A 20,822-nucleotide genomic window follows, 5' to 3' on the forward strand; every position below is an offset into this window, starting at 1 on the left:
CTACGGTCACGTCGTGCGTCTCGTCCTCGCCTCGGCGTCCCCCGCCCGGCTGCAGCTGCTGCGCTCCGCCGGGGTCGACCCGCTCGTCCTCGTCTCCGCCGTCGACGAGCCGGCGGTCGTGGACCGCTACGGCGTCCAGGACGCCGAGGACGTGTGCCTCGTGCTGGCGCGGGCCAAGGCCGAGGACGTCGCCGCCCGCCTCGAGGACGTCGAGGAGCTCGGCGGTGCAGGCGCTCTCGTGGTCGGGTGCGACTCGGTGCTCGAGCTGGACGGCGAGGTCCACGGCAGGCCTGCCGACGCCGCCGAGGCGGCCGCCCGCTGGCGCCGGATGCGCGGGCGCGCGGGCGTCCTGCACTCGGGGCACTGGCTCGTCGACGCGCGCCCCCCCGAGGACGGCGGCTCGGGCGCGACGCTCGGTGCGGTCTCCTCCACGACCGTGCACTTCGCGGACGTCGACGACGCGGAGGTCGACGCCTACGTCGCCACGGGCGAGCCGCTGCGCGTCGCCGGGGCCTTCACGCTCGACGGGCTCGGGGCGCCCTACGTCGCCGGGGTCGAGGGCGAGCCGTCGGCCGTCGTCGGCCTGGGCCTCGCGACGCTGCGCGGGCTGCTCGCCGACGCCGGGGTCCGCTGGTCGGACGTGCGAGCGCCCCACCCCGCCGCGACGCGGACCTCGTAGCCCCTCCGCCGCCAGGACCGGCCACCACGGACGTCGTCGGTCTTCTCCGCCGTCGGAGCCCTCCGCGACGGACCTCGTCGCCGTCCTTCGCGCTCGACGGGTGCCCGGCGTCGACGACGCGCGTGCGCGGCGCGCCGGGGCGCGCCGGCCACGCGGCTAGGCTCCCCGGCGGTCCGAGGGCGGACCCCGCACCGACGGCGATCCGCGGGGCGAGTGATCGCGGCACCAGGAGGCGGAGCACCGGATGACGACGGCGGCCGAGGGCAGGCGGACCATCACGAAGGTGCTCGTGGCCAACCGCGGCGAGATCGCCGTCCGGGTGGCCCGGGCGTGCGCCGACGCCGGCATCGCCTCGGTCGCCGTCTACGCCGAGCCTGACCGTGACGCCCTGCACGTGCGGACCGCCGACGAGGCCTACGCCCTGGGCGGCAGCACGCCCGCCGACTCCTACCTGCGCCAGGAGCTGCTCCTGGACGTCGCCCGTCGCAGCGGCGCCGACGCCGTCCACCCCGGCTACGGCTTCCTGTCCGAGAACGCCGACTTCGCCCAGGCCGTGCTCGACGCCGGGCTCGTGTGGGTCGGCCCGCCGCCGGAGGCCATCCGGGCGCTCGGGGACAAGGTCGCCGCCCGCAAGATCGCCGAGAAGGCCGGCGCGCCGCTGGCCCCCGGGACGTCGGACCCGGTCTCCGGGGTGCAGGAGGTGCTCGACTTCGTCGACGAGCACGGGCTGCCGGTCGCCATCAAGGCGGCGCACGGCGGTGGCGGGCGCGGCCTCAAGGTGGTCCGCGAGCGCAGCCAGGTCGACTCGGCGCTGGACTCCGCCGTCCGCGAGGCCGTGACGAACTTCGGGCGCGGCGAGTGCTTCGTCGAGCGCTTCCTCGACCGCCCCCGCCACGTCGAGACCCAGTGCCTCGCCGACGCCCACGGCGACGTCGTCGTCGTCTCGACGCGGGACTGCTCGCTGCAGCGGCGCAACCAGAAGCTCGTCGAGGAGGCGCCGGCGCCGTACCTCTCCCCCGAGCAGGAGGCCGAGCTCTACCGCGCGTCCAAGGAGATCCTGCGGCTGGCCGGGTACGTCGGCGCCGGCACGTGCGAGTTCCTCGTGGCGCCCGACGGCACCGTCTCCTTCCTCGAGGTCAACACCCGCCTGCAGGTGGAGCACCCGGTCTCCGAGGAGGTCACGGGCCTCGACCTGGTCCGCGAGCAGCTGCGGCTCGCCGCCGGCGAGCCGCTGGGCTACGACGACCCGCCCGTGCGCGGGCACTCCTTCGAGTTCCGGATCAACGCCGAGGACCCTGGCCGCGACTTCCTGCCGGCGCCGGGGACGGCGTCCCGCTTCGAGCCGCCGAGCGGGCCGGGCGTGCGGGTCGACTCCGGCGTCGTCGCGGGGGACGCCGTGGCCGGCGCGTTCGACTCGATGCTCGCCAAGCTCGTCGTCACGGGAGCGACCCGCCGCCAGGCGCTGGAGCGCTCCCGCCGGGCGCTGGCCGAGTTCGTCGTCGAGGGCATGCCGACGGTGCTGCCGTTCCACCGCGCCGTCGTCGTCGACCCGGCCTTCGCGCCCGAGGTCACCGGCGGTGAGCCGCCCTTCACCGTGCACACGCGGTGGATCGAGAGCGAGCACGACAACCGGGTCGAGCCGTACGCCGGGCCGACCGAGGACGCCGCAGGGCCCGCGGAGCGCGAGGCCGTCGTCGTCGAGGTCGACGGACGCCGGCTCGAGGTCGTGCTCCCCGCCGGTCTCGGGAGCGCCTCCGCGGCTGCGCCTCCCGCCCGGGCCAAGGCCCGGCGAGGTCGCAGCGCCGGGGTGGCGACCAGCAGCCAGTCCCTCACCTCCCCCATGCAGGGCACCATCGTCACGGTGGCCGTCGCCGAGGGGCAGGAGGTCGAGAAGGGCGACGTCGTCGTCGTCCTCGAGGCCATGAAGATGGAGCAGCCGCTCACCGCCCACCGCTCCGGCGTCGTCCGCGGCCTCGAGGCCAAGGTCGGCATGACGGTCACCTCCGGCGCCGTCGTCTGCGACGTCGTCGACCCCGCCTGAGCACCTCCCCCTCCCCGGCACTTCGACGACTATCCGCCGCCACCACGGCTCTTTTCCCGGCACCTCGACGACTACCTGCCGCCGTCAGGGCCTATGTCCGGCGTATAGACGACACTGTGACGAGGCGACGTCACCACGCGGCGGCGCCCTCGCCGTCCACAGGTGCCCCGTACGAGCGGTCGACGTCGCGGAGCTGTGGACGGCGCCGGCGAGCGCGTCCTCGACGTCATGGTTCGGCCATGACGACCCGCGCACGCCGCGTCGCGACCGACGACCTCGACCTGCCTCTCGTCTTCCGCGGCGCCGACGCCCTCGAGGCCGGCGTGCTGACCCAGCGCGAGCTCCGCGACGGACGCTGGGTACGCCTGCTCCGCGGCGTCTACACCCGACGCGACGTTGAGGTGACGCATCCGCTGCGGTGCGAGGCGGCCGGCCTTCTGCTCCCTCCGGCTGCCCAGATCACCGGGGCCTCCGCGGCAAGCGTGCTGGGCCAGGACTGGCTCGCCGCGCGCGACGACGTCGAGGCCGTCATCGAGGACGTGGGCCTGCATCCGACGGTCAGGGGCGTGTCGACCCGACGAAGCAGGCGCCCGCTCGACCGCGGTCGGGCATGGCGGACGACACAGCTGGCCGCCCCCGAGCGCATCGCCTTCGACGCGGCGGCACGCACCTCCCTCCCCTGGGCGGTCGCCCGGCTCGACGCCCTCGTCCGTGCGCGACTCGTCACCGTCCCCCGGCTGGAGGGCTGGCTCCTCGACCGTCGCGACGGCGGTGTCGTCCGCGTCCGGGAGGCCGTCGCCATGGTCGACCCGCGGGCGGAGTCCCTCCCGGAGTCGGTCGTCCGGGTGCTGCTGCACCTCGCGGGCATCGACGCCGTGCCCCAGGTCGAGGTACGGCACATGGGGCGGTTCGTCGGCCGGGTCGACCTCGCTCTCGTCGCCCTGCGGATCGCGGTCGAGTACGACGGCGCGTGGCACGCGCTCCCCGAGCAGCTCGTCAAGGACCGCGACCGGCTCAACGCCCTCCGGGAGGCCGGCTGGGTCGTCGTCCACGTCACCGCGGCCGACGTCGCCGAGCCCGGCCGCGTCGTCGCACTGGTCCGGGCCGCCATGGCCGGGCGCTCACACACCGGACGCGACACCTGGCCCTGCAGCTAGTCGTCGACGTGCCGGTTCTCGCCTCTCGCTCACGCCACGTCGTCGTCGAAGTTCCAGAGCATGGGGCCGTGGGCGGCACATAGTCGTCGAAGTGCGGAGCGAAGAGCCCAGAGTGCGGCACGTCGTCGTCGACGTGCCGGGCAGGGGAACCGGTCAGTCGAGCTGCGGGGTGGTGTGCAGGCGCCGGGCGGCCTCGGCGAGGGAGCCCGACAGGGACGGGTAGACGCTGAAGGCGTGGGCCACCTGGTCGACCGTGAGGCGGTGCTCGACGGCGAGCGTCAACGGGAAGACCAGCTCGCTCGCCCTCGGGCTGACGACGACGCCGCCGATCACCGTCCCGGAACCCGTGCGGCAGAACAGCTTCACGAAGCCGTCGTGGATGCCCTGCATCTTGGCGCGGGCGTTGCCCGCCAGCGGCAGCTTCACGACCTCGCCCTGGGCCTCGCCCGACTCGATCTGCTCCTGCGTCCACCCGACCGTCGCGATCTCCGGCGCCGTGAAGACGTTGGCCGCGACGGTCCGCAGCTTGAGCGGGGCGACGGCGTCGCCGAGCGCGTGCCACATCGCGATCCGCCCCTGCATCGCCGCGACCGAGGCCAGCGGCAGGACGCCGGTGCAGTCCCCCGCCGCGTAGACCCCGCGCACCGACGTCCGCGAGACCCGGTCGACGACGACGTGCCCCGAGTCGCTGAGCACGATCCCGGCGTCCTCGCACCCCAGCCCCCGCGTGTTGGGGATGGACCCGACGGCCATGAGGCAGTGCGAGCCGCGCACCTCCTGCCCGTCGGAGAGCGTGACCACGACCTCGTCGCCTTCTCGCACCACCGACTGCGCCCGGGACCGCGCCATGACGGTCATGCCGCGGCGGCGGAAGACGTCGTCGATGACCTCGGCCGCGTCGGCGTCCTCGCCCGGCAGCACCCGGTCACGGCTGGAGACGAGCACGACGTCGGAGCCCAGCGCCTCGTAGGCGTTGGCGAACTCCGCCCCCGTGACCCCCGAGCCGACGACGACGAGCCGCTCGGGCAGCTCGGTGAGGTCGTAAAGCTGCTTCCACGTGAGGATGCGCTCCCCGTCCGGCATCGCGTCGGGGAGCTCTCGCGGGTGGGAGCCCGTGGCCAGCAGCAGGACGTCGGCCCGCAGCTCCGTGGACCCGCCGTCGGCGAGGTCGACGCCGACCCGGTCGGGCGCCAGGACGCAGCCCCGCCCCACGAGCACCTCGACGCCCTCGCGCTCCAGGCGCTCGCGGATGTCGACCGACTGGGCGTGCGCGAGCGCCCGCACCCGGGTGTTGACCTTGTCGAGGTCCACCGTCACGGCCGACTCGGCGTCGGTGCCGTCACCGGCCCCGGCGAAGCGCAGCCCGAGGTCCACCGACCCGGTGACGGTCGCCATCACCTCGGCGGTCGCGATGAGCGTCTTGGAGGGCACGACGTCGGTGAGCACCGTCGACCCGCCGAGCCCGTGGCTCTCGACGACGGTGACCCTCGCGCCCAGCTGCGCCGCGACGAGCGCCGCCTCGTACCCCCCGGGGCCACCACCGAGGACGACGACGCGTGTGCTGGCGACGTCGGTCACCGCCGAGCGCACCGGCAGCGCCGCGTCGGCGGCGCGGTGCGCGGTGGCCTCGCTGGACGTGGCCTCCGGCCGCAGCGACTCCTCGGGGAGCCTCTCGGCGGGGGCCCCCATGCCGTCCACGTCGGTCACCGTCGCGGCCTCGGCGTGGGCCCCGTCGTGGGCCCCGGTCACGCCGTCGCCCGGCGGCGAGGAGGACGGCGGCTGGTCGGGCGCGGGTTCGGGCACCGCCCCATCCTGCCCGCCGACGTCCTCGGGCACCGGCCCGGGTGCCCTCTGCCGACCGGGCCGCCCCCGGCTGCGACGGGGCCGGAGCAGCAGCCGCGCGTCGATACAGTCCGAGCATGGCCCAGTACGCCGCCTACGGCAGCAACCTCCACCCGGCCCGGATGGCCGAGCGGGCGCCCCACTCGCCGCTGGCGGGCACGGGCTGGCTGCAGGGCTGGCGCCTGACCTTCGGGGGCGAGGACCGCGGCTGGGAGGGGGCCCTGGCCACCGTCGTCCAGGACCCCTCCCCCGGCGCCGCCGTCTACGTCGGGCTCTACGACCTCACCGACCTCGACGCGCGGGCCCTCGACGAGGTGGAGGGCGCCGACATCGGCCTCTACCAGCGCCTGCGGGTACGCGTGGACACCCTCTTCGGCTCGGTCCTCGCGTGGGTCTACGTCCTCGACGGCTACGAGGGCGGCCTGCCCTCGGCACGCTACCTCGGCATGGTCGCCGACGCCGCCGAGGCCGCCGGCGCCCCGGACGAGTACGTGACGTCGCTGCGGGCCCGCCCCTGCCGTCCCTCGGCCGACGGCGCGGTGCCCCCGGGCTTCACCGACGACCGCTGACGGCACGTCCGTCCGCTCCCCGCCCGCGGGCCGCCGTCACCACGAGACCCGCCGGTAGCGTGCCGGCCATGCCGAGCCCCGCACCCGCCGACGTCCTCGCCGACCCGGCCGACGCGGCCCGCCGCGCCGCCGACGTCCTCGCCGAGCGCACCGGCGCCGAGCGGCACGACCTGGCCCTGGTGCTCGGGTCCGGCTGGGGCACGGCGGTCGACGCGATGGACGTCGTCGCGGAGGTGCCCGCGCACGAGGTGCCCGGCTTCCTCGCCCCCGTCGTCGAGGGCCACGTCGCCGTCTTCCGCTCGGTCCGGCTGGACGAGACCGACCGCCGGGCGCTGGTCCTCGGCAGCCGTACCCACCTCTACGAGGGCCGCGGCGTGCGCGCCGTCGCCCACGGGGTCCGGACGGCGGCGGCGGCCGGGTGCCGCGGCGTCGTCCTCACCAACGGGTGCGGCGGGCTCGACCCGGACGTCGCGCCCGGCCAGCCCGTCCTCATCAGCGACCACCTCAACCTCACGGGCACCTCGCCGCTGGAGGGCGCGACGTTCGTCGACCTCACCGACCTCTACAGCCGCCGGTGGCGCGACGTCGCCCGCGAGGTCGACCCCTCGCTGACCGAGGGCGTCTACGCGCAGTTCCCCGGGCCCCACTACGAGACGCCGGCCGAGGTGGCGATGGCGGGGGTCCTCGGCGCCGACCTGGTCGGCATGTCGACGGCGCTGGAGGCGATCGCCGCGCGCGCCGCCGGCCTGGAGGTGCTCGGGCTCTCGCTCGTGACGAACCTCGCGGCCGGGGTGGGCAGCTCGGCGCTCAGCCACGAGGAGGTCGTCGAGGCCGGCCGCGCGGCGGGCCCCCGGCTCGGGGCGCTGCTGGCGAAGGTCGTGGTGCGGCTGTGACGACGCGCGAGGAGGCGCTCGCCGCCGAGCGCACCGCCCGCCGCGAGCGCGCCGTCGCGTGGGCGGAGGCCGACCCCGACCCCGCCACCTCCGAGCAGCTGCGCGACCTGCTGCGGCGCAGCGACGGCGGGGACACCGAGGCGACCGCCGAGCTCGACGACGCCTTCGCCGGCCCCCTGGCCTTCGGCACCGCGGGCCTGCGCGGGCGCCTGGGCCCGGGCCCGAACCGGATGAACCAGGTCGTCGTGCGGCGGGCGGCCGCCGGCCTCGCCCGCTACCTGCGAGAGCGCGAGGGCGGCCCCGAGTCCCCGCCGGCCGTCGTCGTCGGGTACGACGCCCGGCACGGGTCGCACCGGTTCGCGCTCGACACCGTCGCCGTGCTCGTCGGCGCCGGGCTGGCGGCGACCCTGCTGCCCCGCCCGCTGCCCACGCCGGTGCTGGCCTTCGCGGTGCGCGCGCTCGGCGCCGACGCCGGCGTCATGGTCACCGCCAGCCACAACCCGCCGCAGGACAACGGCTACAAGGTCTACCTCGGCGGCCCCGGCGAGGAGGGCGCGCAGATCGTCCCGCCGGCCGACGCGCAGATCGCCGCCCGCATCGCCGAGGTCGGCGACGTCACCGACCCCGCGCAGGTGCCGATGGCCGAGGACGGGTGGGACGTCGCGGGCGAGGACCTCGTCGAGGCCTACGTCGCCGCGGCGGCCGCCGTGGCGGCCGCCGGCGGGCCGCGGGACGTGCGCCTCGTCCTCACCCCGCTGCACGGCGTCGGCGCCCCGCTCGTCGAGTCCGCCCTGCGCGCAGCCGGTCTCACCGACCTGCACACCGTCGCCGAGCAGGCCGAGCCCGACCCCGACTTCCCCACGACCCCCTTCCCCAACCCCGAGGAGGAGGGCGCGCTCGACCTCGCCCTCGCCCTGGCCCGGGAGCGGGGCGCCGACCTCGTCCTCGCCAACGACCCCGACGCCGACCGGTGCGCCGTCGCGGTGCCGCTGCGGCCGGGCATCGACGCGGGCGCCGGCGACGCCGCCGACCCGCGGTGGCGCCAGCTCACGGGCGACGAGGTCGGTGCCCTGCTCGGCGCCCACCTCGCCGACCGGGGGCTGCCACCCGGCGCGGTGCTGGCCCGGTCGGTGGTCTCCTCCGAGCTGCTCGCCCAGGTCGCCGGCGCGCACGGCCTGGAGAGCGCCGTCACGCTGACCGGCTTCAAGTGGATCAGCCGGGTGCCCGACCTGGCCTTCGGCTACGAGGAGGCCCTCGGCTACTGCGTCGACCCCGCCTCGGTGCGCGACAAGGACGGCATCAGCGCCGCCGTCCTCGTCGCCGAGCTCGCGGCGGCCGAGAAGGCCAGGGGCCGCACGCTGCTCGACGCCCTCGACGACCTCGCCCGCCGGCACGGCCTGCACGCCACCGCACCGTTGACCCTCCGGGTGCCGGACCTCTCCCTCATCGCCGACGCCATGGCGCGGCTGCGCGCCGAGCCGCCGGCCACGCTCGCCGGCAGCGACGTCGTCACCGCGGTCGACCTGTCCGCCGGGGACGACGACCTCCCGCCGACCGACGGGCTGGTGTACCGGACCGCCGACGGCGCCCGCGTCGTCGTCCGCCCGTCCGGCACCGAGCCGAAGCTCAAGTGCTACTGCGAGGTGGTCCTCCCGCTCGACGCCGGGGCGGACGCGGGCGCCGTCACGGCCGCCCGCCGGGAGGGAGCCCGACGGCTGGAGGCGCTGCGGGAGGACCTGCGCGCGCTCCTCGACCTGCCCGCGTGAGCCCGGCCGACGGCCTCCCGCGGCACGCCCGGCCTCCGCGCCCGGAGGACCTCGCGGTCGACGGCCGCCAGGACGCCCTCTTCGCCGAGCCCGCCGGCGCCCGGCGCCCTCCCGCCCGCCGGGTCGTGCTCCTGACGGGGCCGAGCGGCTCGGGCAAGACGTCGCTGGTGCGGCGGCTCGGGCTGCCGGTGCTGGCCCTCGACGACTTCTACCGCGACGGCGACGAGCCCGGCCTGCCGCGCCGCTTCGGCATCGTCGACTGGGACGACCCGGGCAGCTGGGACGCCGCGCGCGCCGTCGCGGCGCTCGAGCGCCTGTGCCGCGAGGGCGAGTGCGACGTCCCCGTCTACGACATCCCGACCAGCCGCCGGACGGGAGCCGTGCACCTGTCCGTCGGCACGGCGCCCGTCGTGGTCGCCGAGGGCATCTTCGCCGCCGACCTCGTCGCCGCCTGCCGCGAGCGGGCCCTGCTCGCGGACGCCGTCTGCCTGCAGCGCCCCGCCGCGGTGACCTTCACCTTCCGGCTGCTGCGCGACCTCGCCGAGGCCCGCAAGCCCCCGCACGTCCTGGTGCGCCGCGGCCTCGCCCTCACCCGCGCGGAGCCCGGGCTGCGGCGCCGCTGGACCGACCTCGGGTGCCGCCCGCTCTCCCCCGCCGACGCCGAGGCCGCCGTCCGCGCCCTGCTCTGACCGACCGAGGGCGTCCGCTTGCGGACGTCGGCCGTTACCGGACACGGATCGTCCGTACGGTCACCCGATCGGCCTACGCGCACCCGGCGCGCCCTGACTCCTCGGAGGTCCTCCGTGTCCCCACGACCGCGCCCACGACGCGGCCCTCGGTCCCTCGTGGCGACCGCCGTCGCCTCGACCCTGCTGCTGGGGGGCGCCGCCGCCCTCCCGGCCGCGGCCTCGACGCCCGGGCCGCCTCCGGCCACGGCGCCGGACGGCCAGGTGCCCGAGACCCTGACGCGCGAGTCCCTCCCCCTGCCGGACGGGTCCACGGCGACCGACGCGGCGTCGGCGCTGGAGGACCTCCCCGCCGGCGAGCTGCTGCGCCTGGACGACGACCTCGACCTGACCCCCTCGGCCGACCTCGTCGAGCAGTTCGAGGAGGGGCGCCACGTCGTCGTGCTCGCGGCCCCGCCGGTCGCCGAGGCCCTGGGCGAGGACGGCACCGGCCCGGCTGCGGCGCAGGACGAGCAGGCGCTGGAGCAGGCGCTCGTGCAGGCGCAGGACGACGTCGCCGACGAGATCGGCGCGACCCCGGTGGACAACCTCACCCTCGTCACCAACGGCTTCGTCGCCGACCTCACCCCCGAGCAGGCGGCGCGGGCCAGCCTCGACCCGCGGGTGCTCGAGGTCGTCCCCGACGAGATCCTCCCGCTGGCCACCACCGGCACGGAGTTCCTCGGCCTCGAGGGCCCCGACGGGGTCTGGGCGGACCTCGGCGGTCCGGAGGGGCTCGGCGACGGCGTCGTCGTCGGCATCATCGACACCGGCATCGCGCCGGAGAACCCGTCCTTCGCCGGCGAGCCCCTCGCCAGCATCCCGCAGGACGGCGAGCCCTACCGCGACGGCGACGAGGTCGTCTTCACCAAGAGCGACGGCGGCACGTTCCGCGGCACCTGCCAGGAGGGCGCGGGCTTCACCGCTGAGGACTGCAGCACCAAGGTCGTCGGTGCGCGCTACTTCGTCGAGGGCTTCGGGGACATCGGCGGGGAGTCCGTCGGGGAGTACCGCTCCCCCCGCGACGGCAGCGGCCACGGCTCGCACGTCGCCGGCACGGCGGCCGGCAACCCGGGCGTGGACGCCGACGGCACCGCCATCTCCGGGGTGACGCCGGGCGCGCGGATCGCCGCCTACAAGGTGTGCTGGACCGGCCCGCTGGACTGGGCCTCCTTCGACGACGGCTGCGCCCTGAGCGACCTCGTCGCGGCCATCGAGGCGGCCACCGCCGACGGCGTCGACGTCATCAACTACTCCATCGGCGGCGGCGCCGCGGAGAGCACCGCGACGCTCGTCGACCGCGCCTTCCTGGCCGCGGCCTCCTCGGGCGTCTTCGTCGCGGCGGCGGCCGGCAACTCCGGCCCGACCGCCTCGACCCTCGACAACGCCTCGCCGTGGATCACCACGGTGGCCGCCTCGACCCTCCCGCCGCCGCTCGGCACGGTCGACCTGGGTGACCAGAGCCTGCTCGGCGCCTCGACCACCGTCCCCGAGGGCGGCGTCACCGGGCCGCTGCGCCTGGCGGAGAATCTCGCCCGCGAGGACGCCGACGTCGCGAGCGCCCGGCTCTGCCTGCCCGGGTCCTTGGACCCGGCCGAGACCGCCGGGGCGGTCGTCGTCTGCGAGCGCGGCATCGTGGCGCGCACCGAGAAGTCGGCCGAGGTCGCCGCGGCCGGCGGGGCCGGCACGGTGCTGGTCAACCCCTTCCCCGACTCCGTGGACGCCGACGCGCACACCCTGCCGACGGTGCACCTGGACGTCGACGCGGCGCCGGCGCTGCGCGAGCACGCGCAGGCGCAGGACCCGACCGTCACCCTCCTGCCGGGCAACCCCCAGGGCCTGCCGGCCCTGCCGGCCCCGGAGATCGCCGGCTTCTCCTCGCGCGGGCCCGTCGTCGCCGACGGCTCGGACCTGCTCAAGCCGGACGTCGCCGCCCCCGGGACGACCGTGCTGGCCGCGACGAGCAACGCGCCCGGTGGCGAGCCCGGCTTCGAGTACCTCTCGGGCACGTCGATGGCCTCCCCGCACGTGGCGGGGCTCGGCGCGATGTACCTCTCCCAGGACCCGCAGGCGAGCCCCGCGGAAATCAAGTCGGCCCTCATGACGACGGGCTCGGACCTCGTGCGCCGCGACGGCTCGGCGCCCGACGTCTTCGCCCAGGGCGCAGGCCAGGTCGTGCCCGGCTCCTTCCTCGACCCGGGCCTGCTCTACCTGAGCGGCACCGAGGACTGGCTGGACTACCTCGGCGCCCTCGGCCTGGCCGGTGGCCGCGAGGAGCTGGACCCCTCGGACCTCAACCTGGCCTCGCTCGCCATCGGCTCCCTCGCCGGCGAGCAGACCGTCACCCGCACGCTCACCGCGACCCGGGCGGGGAGCTGGAGCGCCGTGGTCGAGGGCATGGAGGGCGTCGACGTCACGGTCGAGCCGGCGCAGCTCACCTTCACCGAGGCCGGGCAGGAGCAGGAGGTCTCCCTGACCTTCCGCCCCGTCGACGCCCCCACCGGGACGTTCACCACCGGCTTCCTCACCTGGACCGGCGAGGGCGAGCAGCAGGTGCGCAGCCCGATGGCCGTCCAGCCGGTCGACTTCGCCGCCCCGACCATCGTGCACGCCGACGGCGCCTCGGGCTCTGCCACGTTCGAGACCTCCTTCGGGGTGGCGGCCGAGCACGAGATCTCCACGGCCGGCCTCACGCGCGGCGCCCGGGCCTACGGGCAGGGCGAGTCCTCCGGGTCCTCCCACCTCTACGGCGTCACCGTGCCGGAGGGTGCCGACCTCCTCGTCGTGGACGCCGCGGCCATCAGCGGGGACGCCGACCTCGCGGTCCAGCTGCTGTGGCGCTTCGACGACGGGCGCGTCCTCTCCGTCGGCCAGGCCCAGCAGGCGGACGGGCGCGAGGTCATCGTGCTGGAGGACCCGTGGGAGTCCTCGTTCGTCGTCGAGGTGTACTTCCCCGGCGGCCCGCCGGAGGCGACGGTCGACTACGAGCTCGCCACCTACGTGGTCGACGCCGACGCGCCCGACCAGCCCTTCGACGTCGAGCCCGGCAGCGTGCGTGGCGGCCCGGGCGACAGGTCCGAGGTCACCGCCTCGTGGGCCGACCTGCCCGGCGGCTCCTTCCTCGGCGCGATGACCTACGGCAGCACCGGGACCACCACGCTGCTCGCCGTCGACGCCGGCGCCACGGAGGCCACGCCGGGCGAGCCCACGCTGACCGTCGACCCCGGCGAGGGTGAGTGGCTCCTGGCCAGCGGCCTGGTGCGCGCCACCGCGACCGGGCTGCGGCCGGGCGGCACGTACCGGCTCACGCTCGACGACGGCACGCTCGCCCGCAGCGGCCCTGCCACCGAGGACGGGGTCGTCGACTGGCTCTACGAGACCTCCCCGAGCACCGAGCTGGGCGTGCGCACGCTGCAGCTGAGCGGCGAGGGCGTCGAGCTGACCGGCACCTTCCGGGTGACGAGCGGGTACGTCGTCGGCGGCACCGGCTCCTCGGAGGTGGCCTTCGACGGCTCGTCGTGGGCCTCCTACAGCATCCTGCGGGCGGGTCGGGGTGACGTCCGGCTCCAGGTGACGCACGCGGGCACCGGCGAGGTCGTCTACGACGCGCTCGCGGAGCCCCTCACGGCGACCCAGCTGACGACCGGGCTCTTCCCTGCGCCCCCCGGGGAGCTGCGGGCGGTCGCCACCGTGGTCATGCCGGGCGGCGGCGGCCCGACCTTCGAGTACCCGCCGCTGCAGGTGACCGGCGGGACGCCCAGCACCGTCGAGGTCGGCGCGCCGGACGAGGCCGGGGACGTGACCGTGACGGTCACGAACGTCCGCGACCTGCCCGAGGTGCTCACCGTCATCTACGCCGGGTGCGACGGGACGCGGGTCGTCGGCTACGACAACGTGGCGCCGGGCGTCTCCACCCGGACGTGGAACCTCGCCGGGTACGTCAGCGCGACGGTCTACGACAGCGAGGGCCGGCTGTTCACCGAGCACCTCGTGACGCACGAGACCCGGTGCGCGGAGCGGGCCGCGGAGCCGACGGGGCACGACCTGTGGCTGACCTTCGTCGACCCCGCGGTCTCGGCCGAGCCCTCGGCGCCGACGACGCCGGAGGCGCCGGTCGCCGGCTCGCTCTCCTACCGCTACGAGCCGGGCATCAGCACCTTCAACCTCATCGCCGGCCAGGGCGAGCGGATGGGCGACGGGCCGCTGCTCTTCCCGGACCCCGACGGCAGCACGCAGGTCACGGTCGAGCCGACCGAGGAGCGGGGCCCGGTCTGGACCACGGAGTTCGCCGTCGTGGAGGGGCTGCCGATCTGGCTGGACCTCAACTTCGCGGTCCTGGAGCCGGAGTTCATCTACGGCTGGTTCCGGATGGACCTGCCGGCGGTGACCCTGGCGGACCTGCAGCCGCAGGAGCCGGTCGCCCCTGAGCTGGCCGTCTCGGTGCGCGAGCGCCGGGCCGACCTGGGCGGCAGCCTCACCGTGGACGTCGAGGGCCTGGCCCCCGGCCGCACGGTCGAGGTGAGGCTCCAGCGGGTGGCCGGGCGTGACGCGCCGATGGTCCTCGGCACCCTCACGGGGGGTGCGGGCGGGCGCGCCAGCGCCGTGCTCGACGTCCCGGCGCAGGCCAGGGCGGGCGCGCACGTCGTCCACGTGGACGAGGCCACCTCGGCCATCGTCGCGCTGCGGGCCCCCCGCGGCTGGCCGCGCTGACCCCAGCCGCGGCCTCACGACGGCCCCGTCGCCCTGCCGGGCGGCGGGGCCGTCGTGCGTCCCGGGCCCGGCGGGCACCCGCCCCCGGCGGCAGCCGGCGCGTCAGGGGAGGGCGAGCGCGAGGGCGAGCGCGACCTGCAGCAGGGCGGCCGCGGTACGCACCGTGTCCCAGCGCAGCAGCCGGCGGTGCGCGGCGGCGTCCCAGCCGCAACCGAGCACCCGGTGCTGGGGCACGGCGCCGGCAGCCGTGACCGCCAGGACGACGGCGGTGCACGCCGCGGCCCCGGCGGCGAGGAGCCCGGGCGCCGAGGCCAGGCCGCGACCTCCCAGCGCCACGAGCAGCACCCAGCTGGTCGTCCCGGCGAGGGCGAGGAAGAGCGGCCCGACGAGCCGCGCCACACGCCGCCCGTGCGAGGCCTCCAGCGCCGGGAACGCCGGCGCCTCCTCGCCCGCCCCGTCGAGGAGGCGGCCGGCGCTGCCCAGCTGCGGGTAGACGACGAGGCGCACGGTGAGCTGGAAGCCGGCGTACAGCGCCGCCGCCGCGAGGTGGCAGGCCGCCGCCGTCTCGGCCACCGGCAGCGCTCAGCCCCGCGCCGCGGCGAAGCCGGGGAGCACGACCTCCTCGACGAGGACCTCGCGGACGGCGTGCGGCAGGAAGGCCGCCCGGGCGGCGGCGACGGTGGCCGCCTCCAGGTCCGCGAGCGTCCAGCCCGCCTCTCGCACGAGCAGCGTCATCTCCCGGCTCATCGTCGTCGCCGACTGCAGCCGGTTGTCGGTGTTGACGGTGACGACGACGCCGAGGTCGCGCAGCGCCGAGATGCCGTGCTGGGCCACCGAGACGGCAGCGCCGGTCTGCACGTTGGAGCTGGGGCACAGCTCCAGCGGGATCCGCCGGTCGCGCACCCAGGCCGCGAGGGGACCGAGCCGCGGCTCGGGGGTGACCGCGCCCTCGACGTCCTCCAGCAGCCGGACGCCGTGGCCGATGCGCTGCGCCGAGCAGGCGTGGACGGCGCCGTGGACCGAGGCGAGGCCTGCGGCCTCGCCGGCGTGGATGGTCACCGGGACGCCTGCGTCGTGCAGCAGCGCGAACGCCTCGCGGTGGCGCTCGGGCGGGAAGCCGTCCTCGGCGCCGGCGATGTCGAAGCCCACGACGGACCCGCCCGCGGCCGACCCGAGGTGGCGCAGCGTCAGCTCGGCGATCTCGACCCCCCGGTCGGCGTGCCGCATGGCGGTCAGCAGGGTGCCGGTGCGGATGGGCGTGCCGCGCTCGGCGGCCTCCCGCTCGCCCTCGGCGAAGCCCTGCTGCACCGCGACGACGACCTCGTCGAGCGAGAGCCCACCCTGCGTGTGCTGCTCGGGGGCGTAGCGCTGCTCGGCGTAGACGACGCCGTCGGCGGCGAGGTCGAGCGCGCTCTCGCGGGCGACCCGGCGCAGGGCGTCGGCGCTCTGCATGACGGCGGTCGTGTGGTCGAAGGTCTCCAGGTAGCGCACGAGCGTCCCCGAGCTCGCGGACTCCTCGAACCAGCGACCCAGCGCGTCCGCCGTGGCGGCCGGCAGCTCGTGGCCGACCTCGGCCGCGAGGTCGAGGACCGTCTGCGGCCGCAGGCCGCCGTCGAGGTGGTCGTGCAGCAGCACCTTGGGCAGCGCCGGGATCGCCCGCAGCAGGCGCTCGTCGACGCCGTCGCCCTGGGTCCCGCGGGCGCTCACGCCGGGGTCCCGTCGAGCACGGCGGCCGAGGCGGAGAGCCCGAGCCTCGTCGCGCCTGCGGCGACCATGGCGGCCGCCGCGTCGGCGTCCCGGATGCCGCCGCTGGCCTTGACGCCGAGGCGCCCCCCGACCGTCGCCGCCATGAGGCGCACGGCGTGCTCGCTCGCGCCGCCGCTGGGGTGGAAGCCCGTCGAGGTCTTGACGAAGTCTGCGCCGGCCTCCTCCGCCACCCGGCAGGCACCGACGACGGCGTCGTCGTCGAGGGCGGCGGACTCGATGATCACCTTGAGGACCGTCGGCGCCGGTGCGGCCTCGCGCACCGCCGCGACGTCGTCCCGCACGTCCTTCCACCGGCCCGCCCGGGCGGCACCGACGTCGATGACCATGTCGACCTCGTGCGCGCCGTCGCGGACGGCGCGGGCCGCCTCCGCGGCCTTCACCTCGCTCGTGTGCTTGCCCGAGGGGAAGCCGCAGACGGTCGCGACGACGAGGTCCCCTGTCTCCGCCAGGGGCAGCGCGGACGGCGAGACGCAGACCGCGAGGACGCCGAGCCCGCGCGCCTCCGCCACCAGCGCCGCGACGTCCTCGGCCGTGGCCTCGGGCTTGAGCAGGGTGTGGTCGACCATCGCCGCGACCTGGGCGCGGCGCACGCCCGCCGCCGGCGGGCTCCCGGTGGAGGTGTCCATGCCCGGCATCCTGGCAGTCGGTGCCGGCCTCGCACCTGCCGAGGTCCGGCGGCTGCTCAGCCGGTCCGGCGGGAGGACCCCGGGACGGTCCGCGCCGGGGGCGCGCTCGGGTCACCGGGGAAGAAGCGACGCCCGGCCCACAGGGCCACGTAGACGAGGGCGACGAGCACGGGCACCTCGACGAGCGGGCCGACGACGCCGGCCAGGGCCTGCCCCGAGGTGACCCCGAAGGTGCCGATGGCCACGGCGATCGCGAGCTCGAAGTTGTTGCCGCTGGCCGTGAAGGCGAGCGTCGAGGTCTTCGCGTAGCCCAGCCCCAGGCGCATGCCGAGCAGGAAGGAGCCGGTGAACATCAGGACGAAGTAGGCCAGCAGCGGCAGTGCGACCCGGGCGACGTCGAGCGGGGCCGAGGTGATCGCCTCGCCCTGCAGCGCGAACAGCATGACGATGGTGAAGAGCAGCCCGTAGAGCGCCAGCGGCCCGATGCGCGGCAGGAAGCGGGACTCGTACCACTCCCGCCCCCGGGCCCGCTCCCCCACGGCCCGCGTCAGGAAGCCGGCCACGAGCGGCACGCCGAGGAAGACGAGCACCGAGACCACGACCGCGCCGACCGAGAACTCGGCCGAGGTCGTCGCGAGGCCGAGCCATCCCGGCAGCACCTCGAGGTAGAACCACCCCAGCCCGGCGAAGGCGACGACCTGGAAGACCGAGTTGATGGCCACCAGCACGGCCGCGGCCTCGGTGTCCCCGCAGGAGAGGTCGTTCCAGATGAGGACCATGGCGATGCATCGGGCCAGGCCCACGACCACGAGGCCGGTCCGCAGCTCCGGGGAGTCGGGCAGCATGAGCCACGCGAGCGCGAACATCAGCGCCGGTCCCACCAGCCAGTTCAGCGCGAGCGACGCGACGACCAGGCGGCGGTCGCCGGTCACCCGGGCGGTCTCGGCGTACCGCACCTTCGCGAGCACCGGGTACATCATCAGCAGGAGGCCGACCGCGATCGGCAGGCTGACGTCGCCCACCGTGATGGCCTCGAGGGCGTCGTCCAGGCCCGGGACCGCCCGCCCCAGCAGCAGGCCGGCGGCCATGGCGAGGCCGATCCACACCGGCAGGAAGCGGTCGAGCACCGACAGCCGGGCCAGGACGGGCGCCTCCGACGAGGCGGGGCGCGGGGTCTCGGCGACGACGTCGCTCACAGGGGGTCCTCCCGGTCGGGGGCGGCCGACGAGGGTCGACCGGCGTCGATGGTGGGGCCGGCATCGACCGACGTCAACATCGACAGCCATGGATGCCGTCGCGTACGGTCGCCACGTGAGGACGACGACCGCCCCGGCGCCACCGCGCGGCGCGACCGGCTGCACCGGCCCGGGGCCGACGACGGCCACCCCGCTCGGCGTCGAGGAGGCGCACCGGCTGGCCCGCACCCTCAAGGCCCTCGCCGACCCCGCCCGGCTGCGCCTGCTCTCGCTCGTCGCGGCGGCCGAGGGCGCCGAGGCGTGCGTCTGCGACCTCACGACCCCGGTGGGCCTGAGCCAGCCGACCGTGAGCCACCACCTCAAGACCCTCGTCGAGGCGGGCCTGCTCACCCGGGAGCGCCGTGGGTCGTGGGTCTTCTACGCCGCGGTGCCCGGGGCCCTGGACGCGGTCGCCCGAGCCCTCGAGGACCGCCTCTGCGGGACGGGGGCCCCATGAGCACCCCGCACGTGCTCTTCGTGTGCGTGAAGAACGGCGGCAAGTCCCAGATGGCGGCCGGCCTGCTGCGCCGGGCCGTCGCCGACCACCCTGAGGCGCCGGTCCGGGTCAGCTCGGCCGGCACCCGCGCCGGCGGCAGCCTGAACGCCCAGTCCGTGGCCAGCCTCGCCGAGGTCGGGGTGGACGTCAGCGGCGAGCAGCCCCGCCAGCTCACCGATGCCATGGTGGCCGAGGCCGACCTCGTCGTCGTCCTGGGCACCGAGGCCCACGTCGAGCCTGTCGGCGGCACCCCGGTCGAGGTCTGGGAGACCGACGAGCCGTCCCGGCGCGGCGTCGAGGGGATGGAGCGGATGCGGCTGGTGCGCGACGACGTCGCCGCCCGCGTCGAGCACCTGCACCAGCGCCTGACCGGCTGACCGGCCCGGGAAGGTCCGTCACGCCTGGTCGCCGTCCGTCACGACGAGGTGCTGGTGCCCGTCGAGGAGCTCGCGGACGACGTCGAGGTGGCCGGCGTGGGCGGCGGTCTCGGTGACGACGTGCAGCACCGTCGCGCGCAGGGCCCGGTCGGGAGTGCCGGGGAAGGCCTCCAGCGCCCAGCGCGCCGGCCGGGCGTCCAGCGCTGCGGCGGCGACGACCTCGTCGCCCAGCGCGGCAGCGGCCCGGTAGGCCTGCACAACGTCGTCCGCCGTCACGGAGCCGGGGACCTGCCAGACCTCCTCGTCCGTCGGCATCGGCAGGCGCTCGCCGGCGACGACGACGCGGAACCAGAAGCGCTCGACGTCCCACGTCAGGTGGCGCACCAGGCCCAGCGGCGTCCATCCCGAGGGCAGGACCGACCGGCGCAGGTCGGCCTCCGGCAGCCCCTCGACGGCGCGCAGCACGTGCGCGCGCTGGTCGCGCAGGGACTCCATCAGCGCCTCGCGCTCGGGGCCGGGGTCGTGCGTCGCGGTCACGGAGGACAAGCATGCGGGACGCGGCTGCCGCCGTCCTCGGGTCGCGGCTGCGGTCCCTGCCGCGCAGCATGGGCCGCGCCGCAGGCGCCGACCCGTCGCCCGACGGCGTCCGCCGCGGCACCGACCCCAGGAGGACCCGTGACCGTCGCCGCCGCGCTGGCCGCCCACCCGAGCCCCGCCGCGCAGCAGGACCTGCTCGCCGCCGCCGTGGCCGCCGCCCTGGGGTGCTCGCAGGCGTGCACCGCGTGCGCCGACTCGTGCCTGTCGGAGTCCGACGTCACGGACATGCGGCGCTGCATCAGCACCGACCTCACCTGCGCCGACGTCTGCGCCATGACCGCCCGCGTCCTCTCCCGGCAGACGAGCCCCGACGCCGACGTCGTCCGCGCCGTGCTCGTCGCGTGCATCGCCGCCTGCACCACCTGCGGCGAGGAGTGCGCCGCGCACGCCGACCACCACGAGCACTGCCGCGTCTGCGCGCAGGCCTGCCAGGAGTGCGCGCAGGCCTGCCGCGCCCTGCTCGACGTCCTGGCCTGACGCCGGCGCGCCGGCCCGAGACGTCGGCGCCCGGTCGACGCGCCTACGCTCGACGCCGTGCCCGGCAGCGCCCCGACAGCGACGACGCGTCGCCACCGGACGACGCCGCCCGCCCTCGTCACCCTGCACGTGTGGGGCGTGCCGGCCGTCGCCGTCCCCGCCGCGCTCGGCCGGATGGCGCTCGACCGGGCTCTCCTGCGGGGCAGCGGCGCCCGGTGGACGAAGCTGCTCGGCACGGGCTCGGGGCGCACCTTCACCCTGCGCGACGCCGACCCCCGGCACTGGGCGCTGCTGGTCACCTGGGACTCCCCCGGCGACGCGGCCTGGTTCGAGCGCTCGGCCACCGTGCGCGGCTGGGGAGCCCTGGCCGGGGAGCGCCTGCGCCTGGCGATGACGCCCGTCGCCAGCCGCGGCCGCTGGGGCGGCGCCGAGCCCTTCGGCGAGCCACCGTCCCGGCGCCCGCCCGCCGGGACGCCCGTCGTCAGCATCACCCGCGCGCGCGTGCGGACCCGCTCCTGGGCCACCTTCGCCCGCGCCGTCCCACCCGTCTCGGCCGACCTCGCGGCGGTCGACGGCCTGCGGCTGGCCCTCGGCGTCGGCGAGGCGCCCGTCGGGCTCCAGGGCACCGTGAGCCTGTGGCGCGACGCCGCGGCGCTCACCGCCTTCGCCCACGGCCGGGCACCGCACCGCGAGGTCGTCGAGCGCACCCCGCGGGAGGGCTGGTACGCCGAGGAGCTGTTCGCCCGCCTGGCCGTCGTCGACGTCGAGGGGACCCTTCGCGGCCGCGCCCCCTGAGCGACCCGGTCGCCCGGGGCGTCCGCGGCGAGCGGAGCCACCTACGCTGACGCGGTGGTGACGACGAGGT

18 protein-coding genes are annotated in these 20,822 nt (G+C 76.6%); 12 read left to right on the forward strand and 6 right to left on the reverse strand.

Annotation, left to right across the window (positions count from 1 at the left end):
• The first annotated feature begins 13 nt into the window (after positions 1-13).
• The 3 genes from WDV86_RS03200 (at position 14) to WDV86_RS03210 (ending at position 3,877) form a co-directional block, all read left to right on the forward strand.
• Positions 14-679, forward strand: a complete 666-nt coding sequence (locus tag WDV86_RS03200; protein ID WP_339566148.1) for a Maf family protein — start codon at positions 14-16, stop codon at positions 677-679.
• Between the two features lie 274 nt (positions 680-953).
• Complete coding sequence (locus WDV86_RS03205; RefSeq protein ID WP_445262922.1) at positions 954-2,720, forward strand: acetyl/propionyl/methylcrotonyl-CoA carboxylase subunit alpha; 1,767 nt, start codon at positions 954-956, stop codon at positions 2,718-2,720.
• A 239-nt stretch (positions 2,721-2,959) separates the two neighbouring features.
• Positions 2,960-3,877, forward strand: coding sequence for an endonuclease domain-containing protein (locus WDV86_RS03210; RefSeq protein WP_339566150.1), 918 nt, complete (start codon positions 2,960-2,962; stop codon positions 3,875-3,877).
• Positions 3,878-4,030: 153 nt separating this feature from the next.
• On the opposite strand, the gene WDV86_RS03215 is transcribed toward WDV86_RS03210, so the two are convergent.
• A complete protein-coding gene (locus WDV86_RS03215; protein ID WP_339566151.1) occupies positions 4,031-5,680 on the reverse strand; it encodes an NAD(P)H-quinone dehydrogenase in 1,650 nt (549 codons plus the stop codon).
• A 116-nt stretch (positions 5,681-5,796) separates the two neighbouring features.
• Here WDV86_RS03215 and WDV86_RS03220 point away from each other — a divergent pair, with 116 nt between their 5' ends.
• The 5 genes from WDV86_RS03220 (at position 5,797) to WDV86_RS03240 (ending at position 14,382) form a co-directional block, all read left to right on the forward strand.
• Positions 5,797-6,288, forward strand: a complete 492-nt coding sequence (locus WDV86_RS03220; RefSeq protein WP_339566152.1) for a gamma-glutamylcyclotransferase family protein — start codon at positions 5,797-5,799, stop codon at positions 6,286-6,288.
• Between the two features lie 68 nt (positions 6,289-6,356).
• Positions 6,357-7,181, forward strand: a complete 825-nt coding sequence (locus tag WDV86_RS03225; RefSeq protein WP_339566153.1) for a purine-nucleoside phosphorylase — start codon at positions 6,357-6,359, stop codon at positions 7,179-7,181.
• Positions 7,178-8,947: a phospho-sugar mutase gene (locus tag WDV86_RS03230; protein WP_339566154.1), complete on the forward strand. Its 1,770-nt coding sequence runs from the start codon at positions 7,178-7,180 to the stop codon at positions 8,945-8,947. Before WDV86_RS03225 ends, WDV86_RS03230 begins: the two co-directional genes overlap by 4 nt.
• Positions 8,944-9,636, forward strand: coding sequence for a uridine kinase family protein (locus tag WDV86_RS03235; protein WP_339566155.1), 693 nt, complete (start codon positions 8,944-8,946; stop codon positions 9,634-9,636). The genes WDV86_RS03230 and WDV86_RS03235 overlap by 4 nt, the downstream gene beginning before the upstream one ends.
• Positions 9,637-9,792: 156 nt before the next feature.
• Positions 9,793-14,382, forward strand: a complete 4,590-nt coding sequence (locus WDV86_RS03240; RefSeq protein ID WP_339566156.1) for a S8 family serine peptidase — start codon at positions 9,793-9,795, stop codon at positions 14,380-14,382.
• Between the two features lie 102 nt (positions 14,383-14,484).
• Here WDV86_RS03240 and WDV86_RS03245 read toward each other — a convergent pair whose 3' ends face one another.
• Genes WDV86_RS03245 through arsB form a run of 4 tightly spaced genes read right to left on the reverse strand, consistent with a single transcriptional unit; the run spans position 14,485 to position 17,971 of the window.
• Positions 14,485-14,955: a hypothetical protein gene (locus WDV86_RS03245; protein WP_339566157.1), complete on the reverse strand. Its 471-nt coding sequence runs from the start codon at positions 14,953-14,955 to the stop codon at positions 14,485-14,487.
• A gap of 9 nt (positions 14,956-14,964) precedes the next feature.
• Positions 14,965-16,047: an adenosine deaminase gene (locus WDV86_RS03250; protein WP_445262923.1), complete on the reverse strand. Its 1,083-nt coding sequence runs from the start codon at positions 16,045-16,047 to the stop codon at positions 14,965-14,967.
• A 38-nt stretch (positions 16,048-16,085) separates the two neighbouring features.
• The gene (gene deoC, locus WDV86_RS03255) at positions 16,086-16,775 is read right to left on the reverse strand and encodes a deoxyribose-phosphate aldolase (RefSeq protein WP_339566159.1); all 690 of its coding nucleotides are present in this window, start codon (positions 16,773-16,775) and stop codon (positions 16,086-16,088) included.
• Between the two features lie 56 nt (positions 16,776-16,831).
• Positions 16,832-17,971 carry an ACR3 family arsenite efflux transporter gene (arsB, locus tag WDV86_RS03260; RefSeq protein ID WP_339566160.1) on the reverse strand — a complete coding sequence of 380 codons (1,140 nt, stop codon included), beginning with the start codon at positions 17,969-17,971 and terminating at the stop codon, positions 16,832-16,834.
• A 115-nt stretch (positions 17,972-18,086) separates the two neighbouring features.
• Between arsB and WDV86_RS03265 the strand changes: the two genes are divergently transcribed.
• Both WDV86_RS03265 and WDV86_RS03270 read left to right on the forward strand, forming a co-directional pair.
• Positions 18,087-18,467: an ArsR/SmtB family transcription factor gene (locus WDV86_RS03265; protein WP_339566161.1), complete on the forward strand. Its 381-nt coding sequence runs from the start codon at positions 18,087-18,089 to the stop codon at positions 18,465-18,467.
• A complete protein-coding gene (locus WDV86_RS03270) occupies positions 18,464-18,883 on the forward strand; it encodes an arsenate-mycothiol transferase ArsC (RefSeq protein WP_339566162.1) in 420 nt (139 codons plus the stop codon). The genes WDV86_RS03265 and WDV86_RS03270 overlap by 4 nt, the downstream gene beginning before the upstream one ends.
• A gap of 18 nt (positions 18,884-18,901) precedes the next feature.
• Here the strand turns inward: WDV86_RS03270 and WDV86_RS03275 are convergent, their stop codons facing one another.
• On the reverse strand, positions 18,902-19,420 hold the full coding sequence (locus WDV86_RS03275) for a mycothiol transferase (protein ID WP_339566163.1): 519 nt from the start codon (positions 19,418-19,420) through the stop codon (positions 18,902-18,904).
• Positions 19,421-19,558: 138 nt separating this feature from the next.
• On the opposite strand from WDV86_RS03275, the gene WDV86_RS03280 reads away from it, so the two are divergent.
• Together WDV86_RS03280 and WDV86_RS03285 are read left to right on the forward strand one after the other, a co-directional pair.
• Positions 19,559-19,957, forward strand: coding sequence for a four-helix bundle copper-binding protein (locus WDV86_RS03280; protein WP_339566164.1), 399 nt, complete (start codon positions 19,559-19,561; stop codon positions 19,955-19,957).
• 57 nt (positions 19,958-20,014) lie between these two features.
• Positions 20,015-20,752, forward strand: coding sequence for a monooxygenase (locus WDV86_RS03285; protein ID WP_339566165.1), 738 nt, complete (start codon positions 20,015-20,017; stop codon positions 20,750-20,752).
• Positions 20,753-20,822: the final 70 nt, after the last annotated feature.

It is taken from the genome of Pseudokineococcus sp. 1T1Z-3, assembly GCF_037482365.1.
Classification (GTDB): Bacteria; Actinomycetota; Actinomycetes; order Actinomycetales; family Quadrisphaeraceae; genus Pseudokineococcus.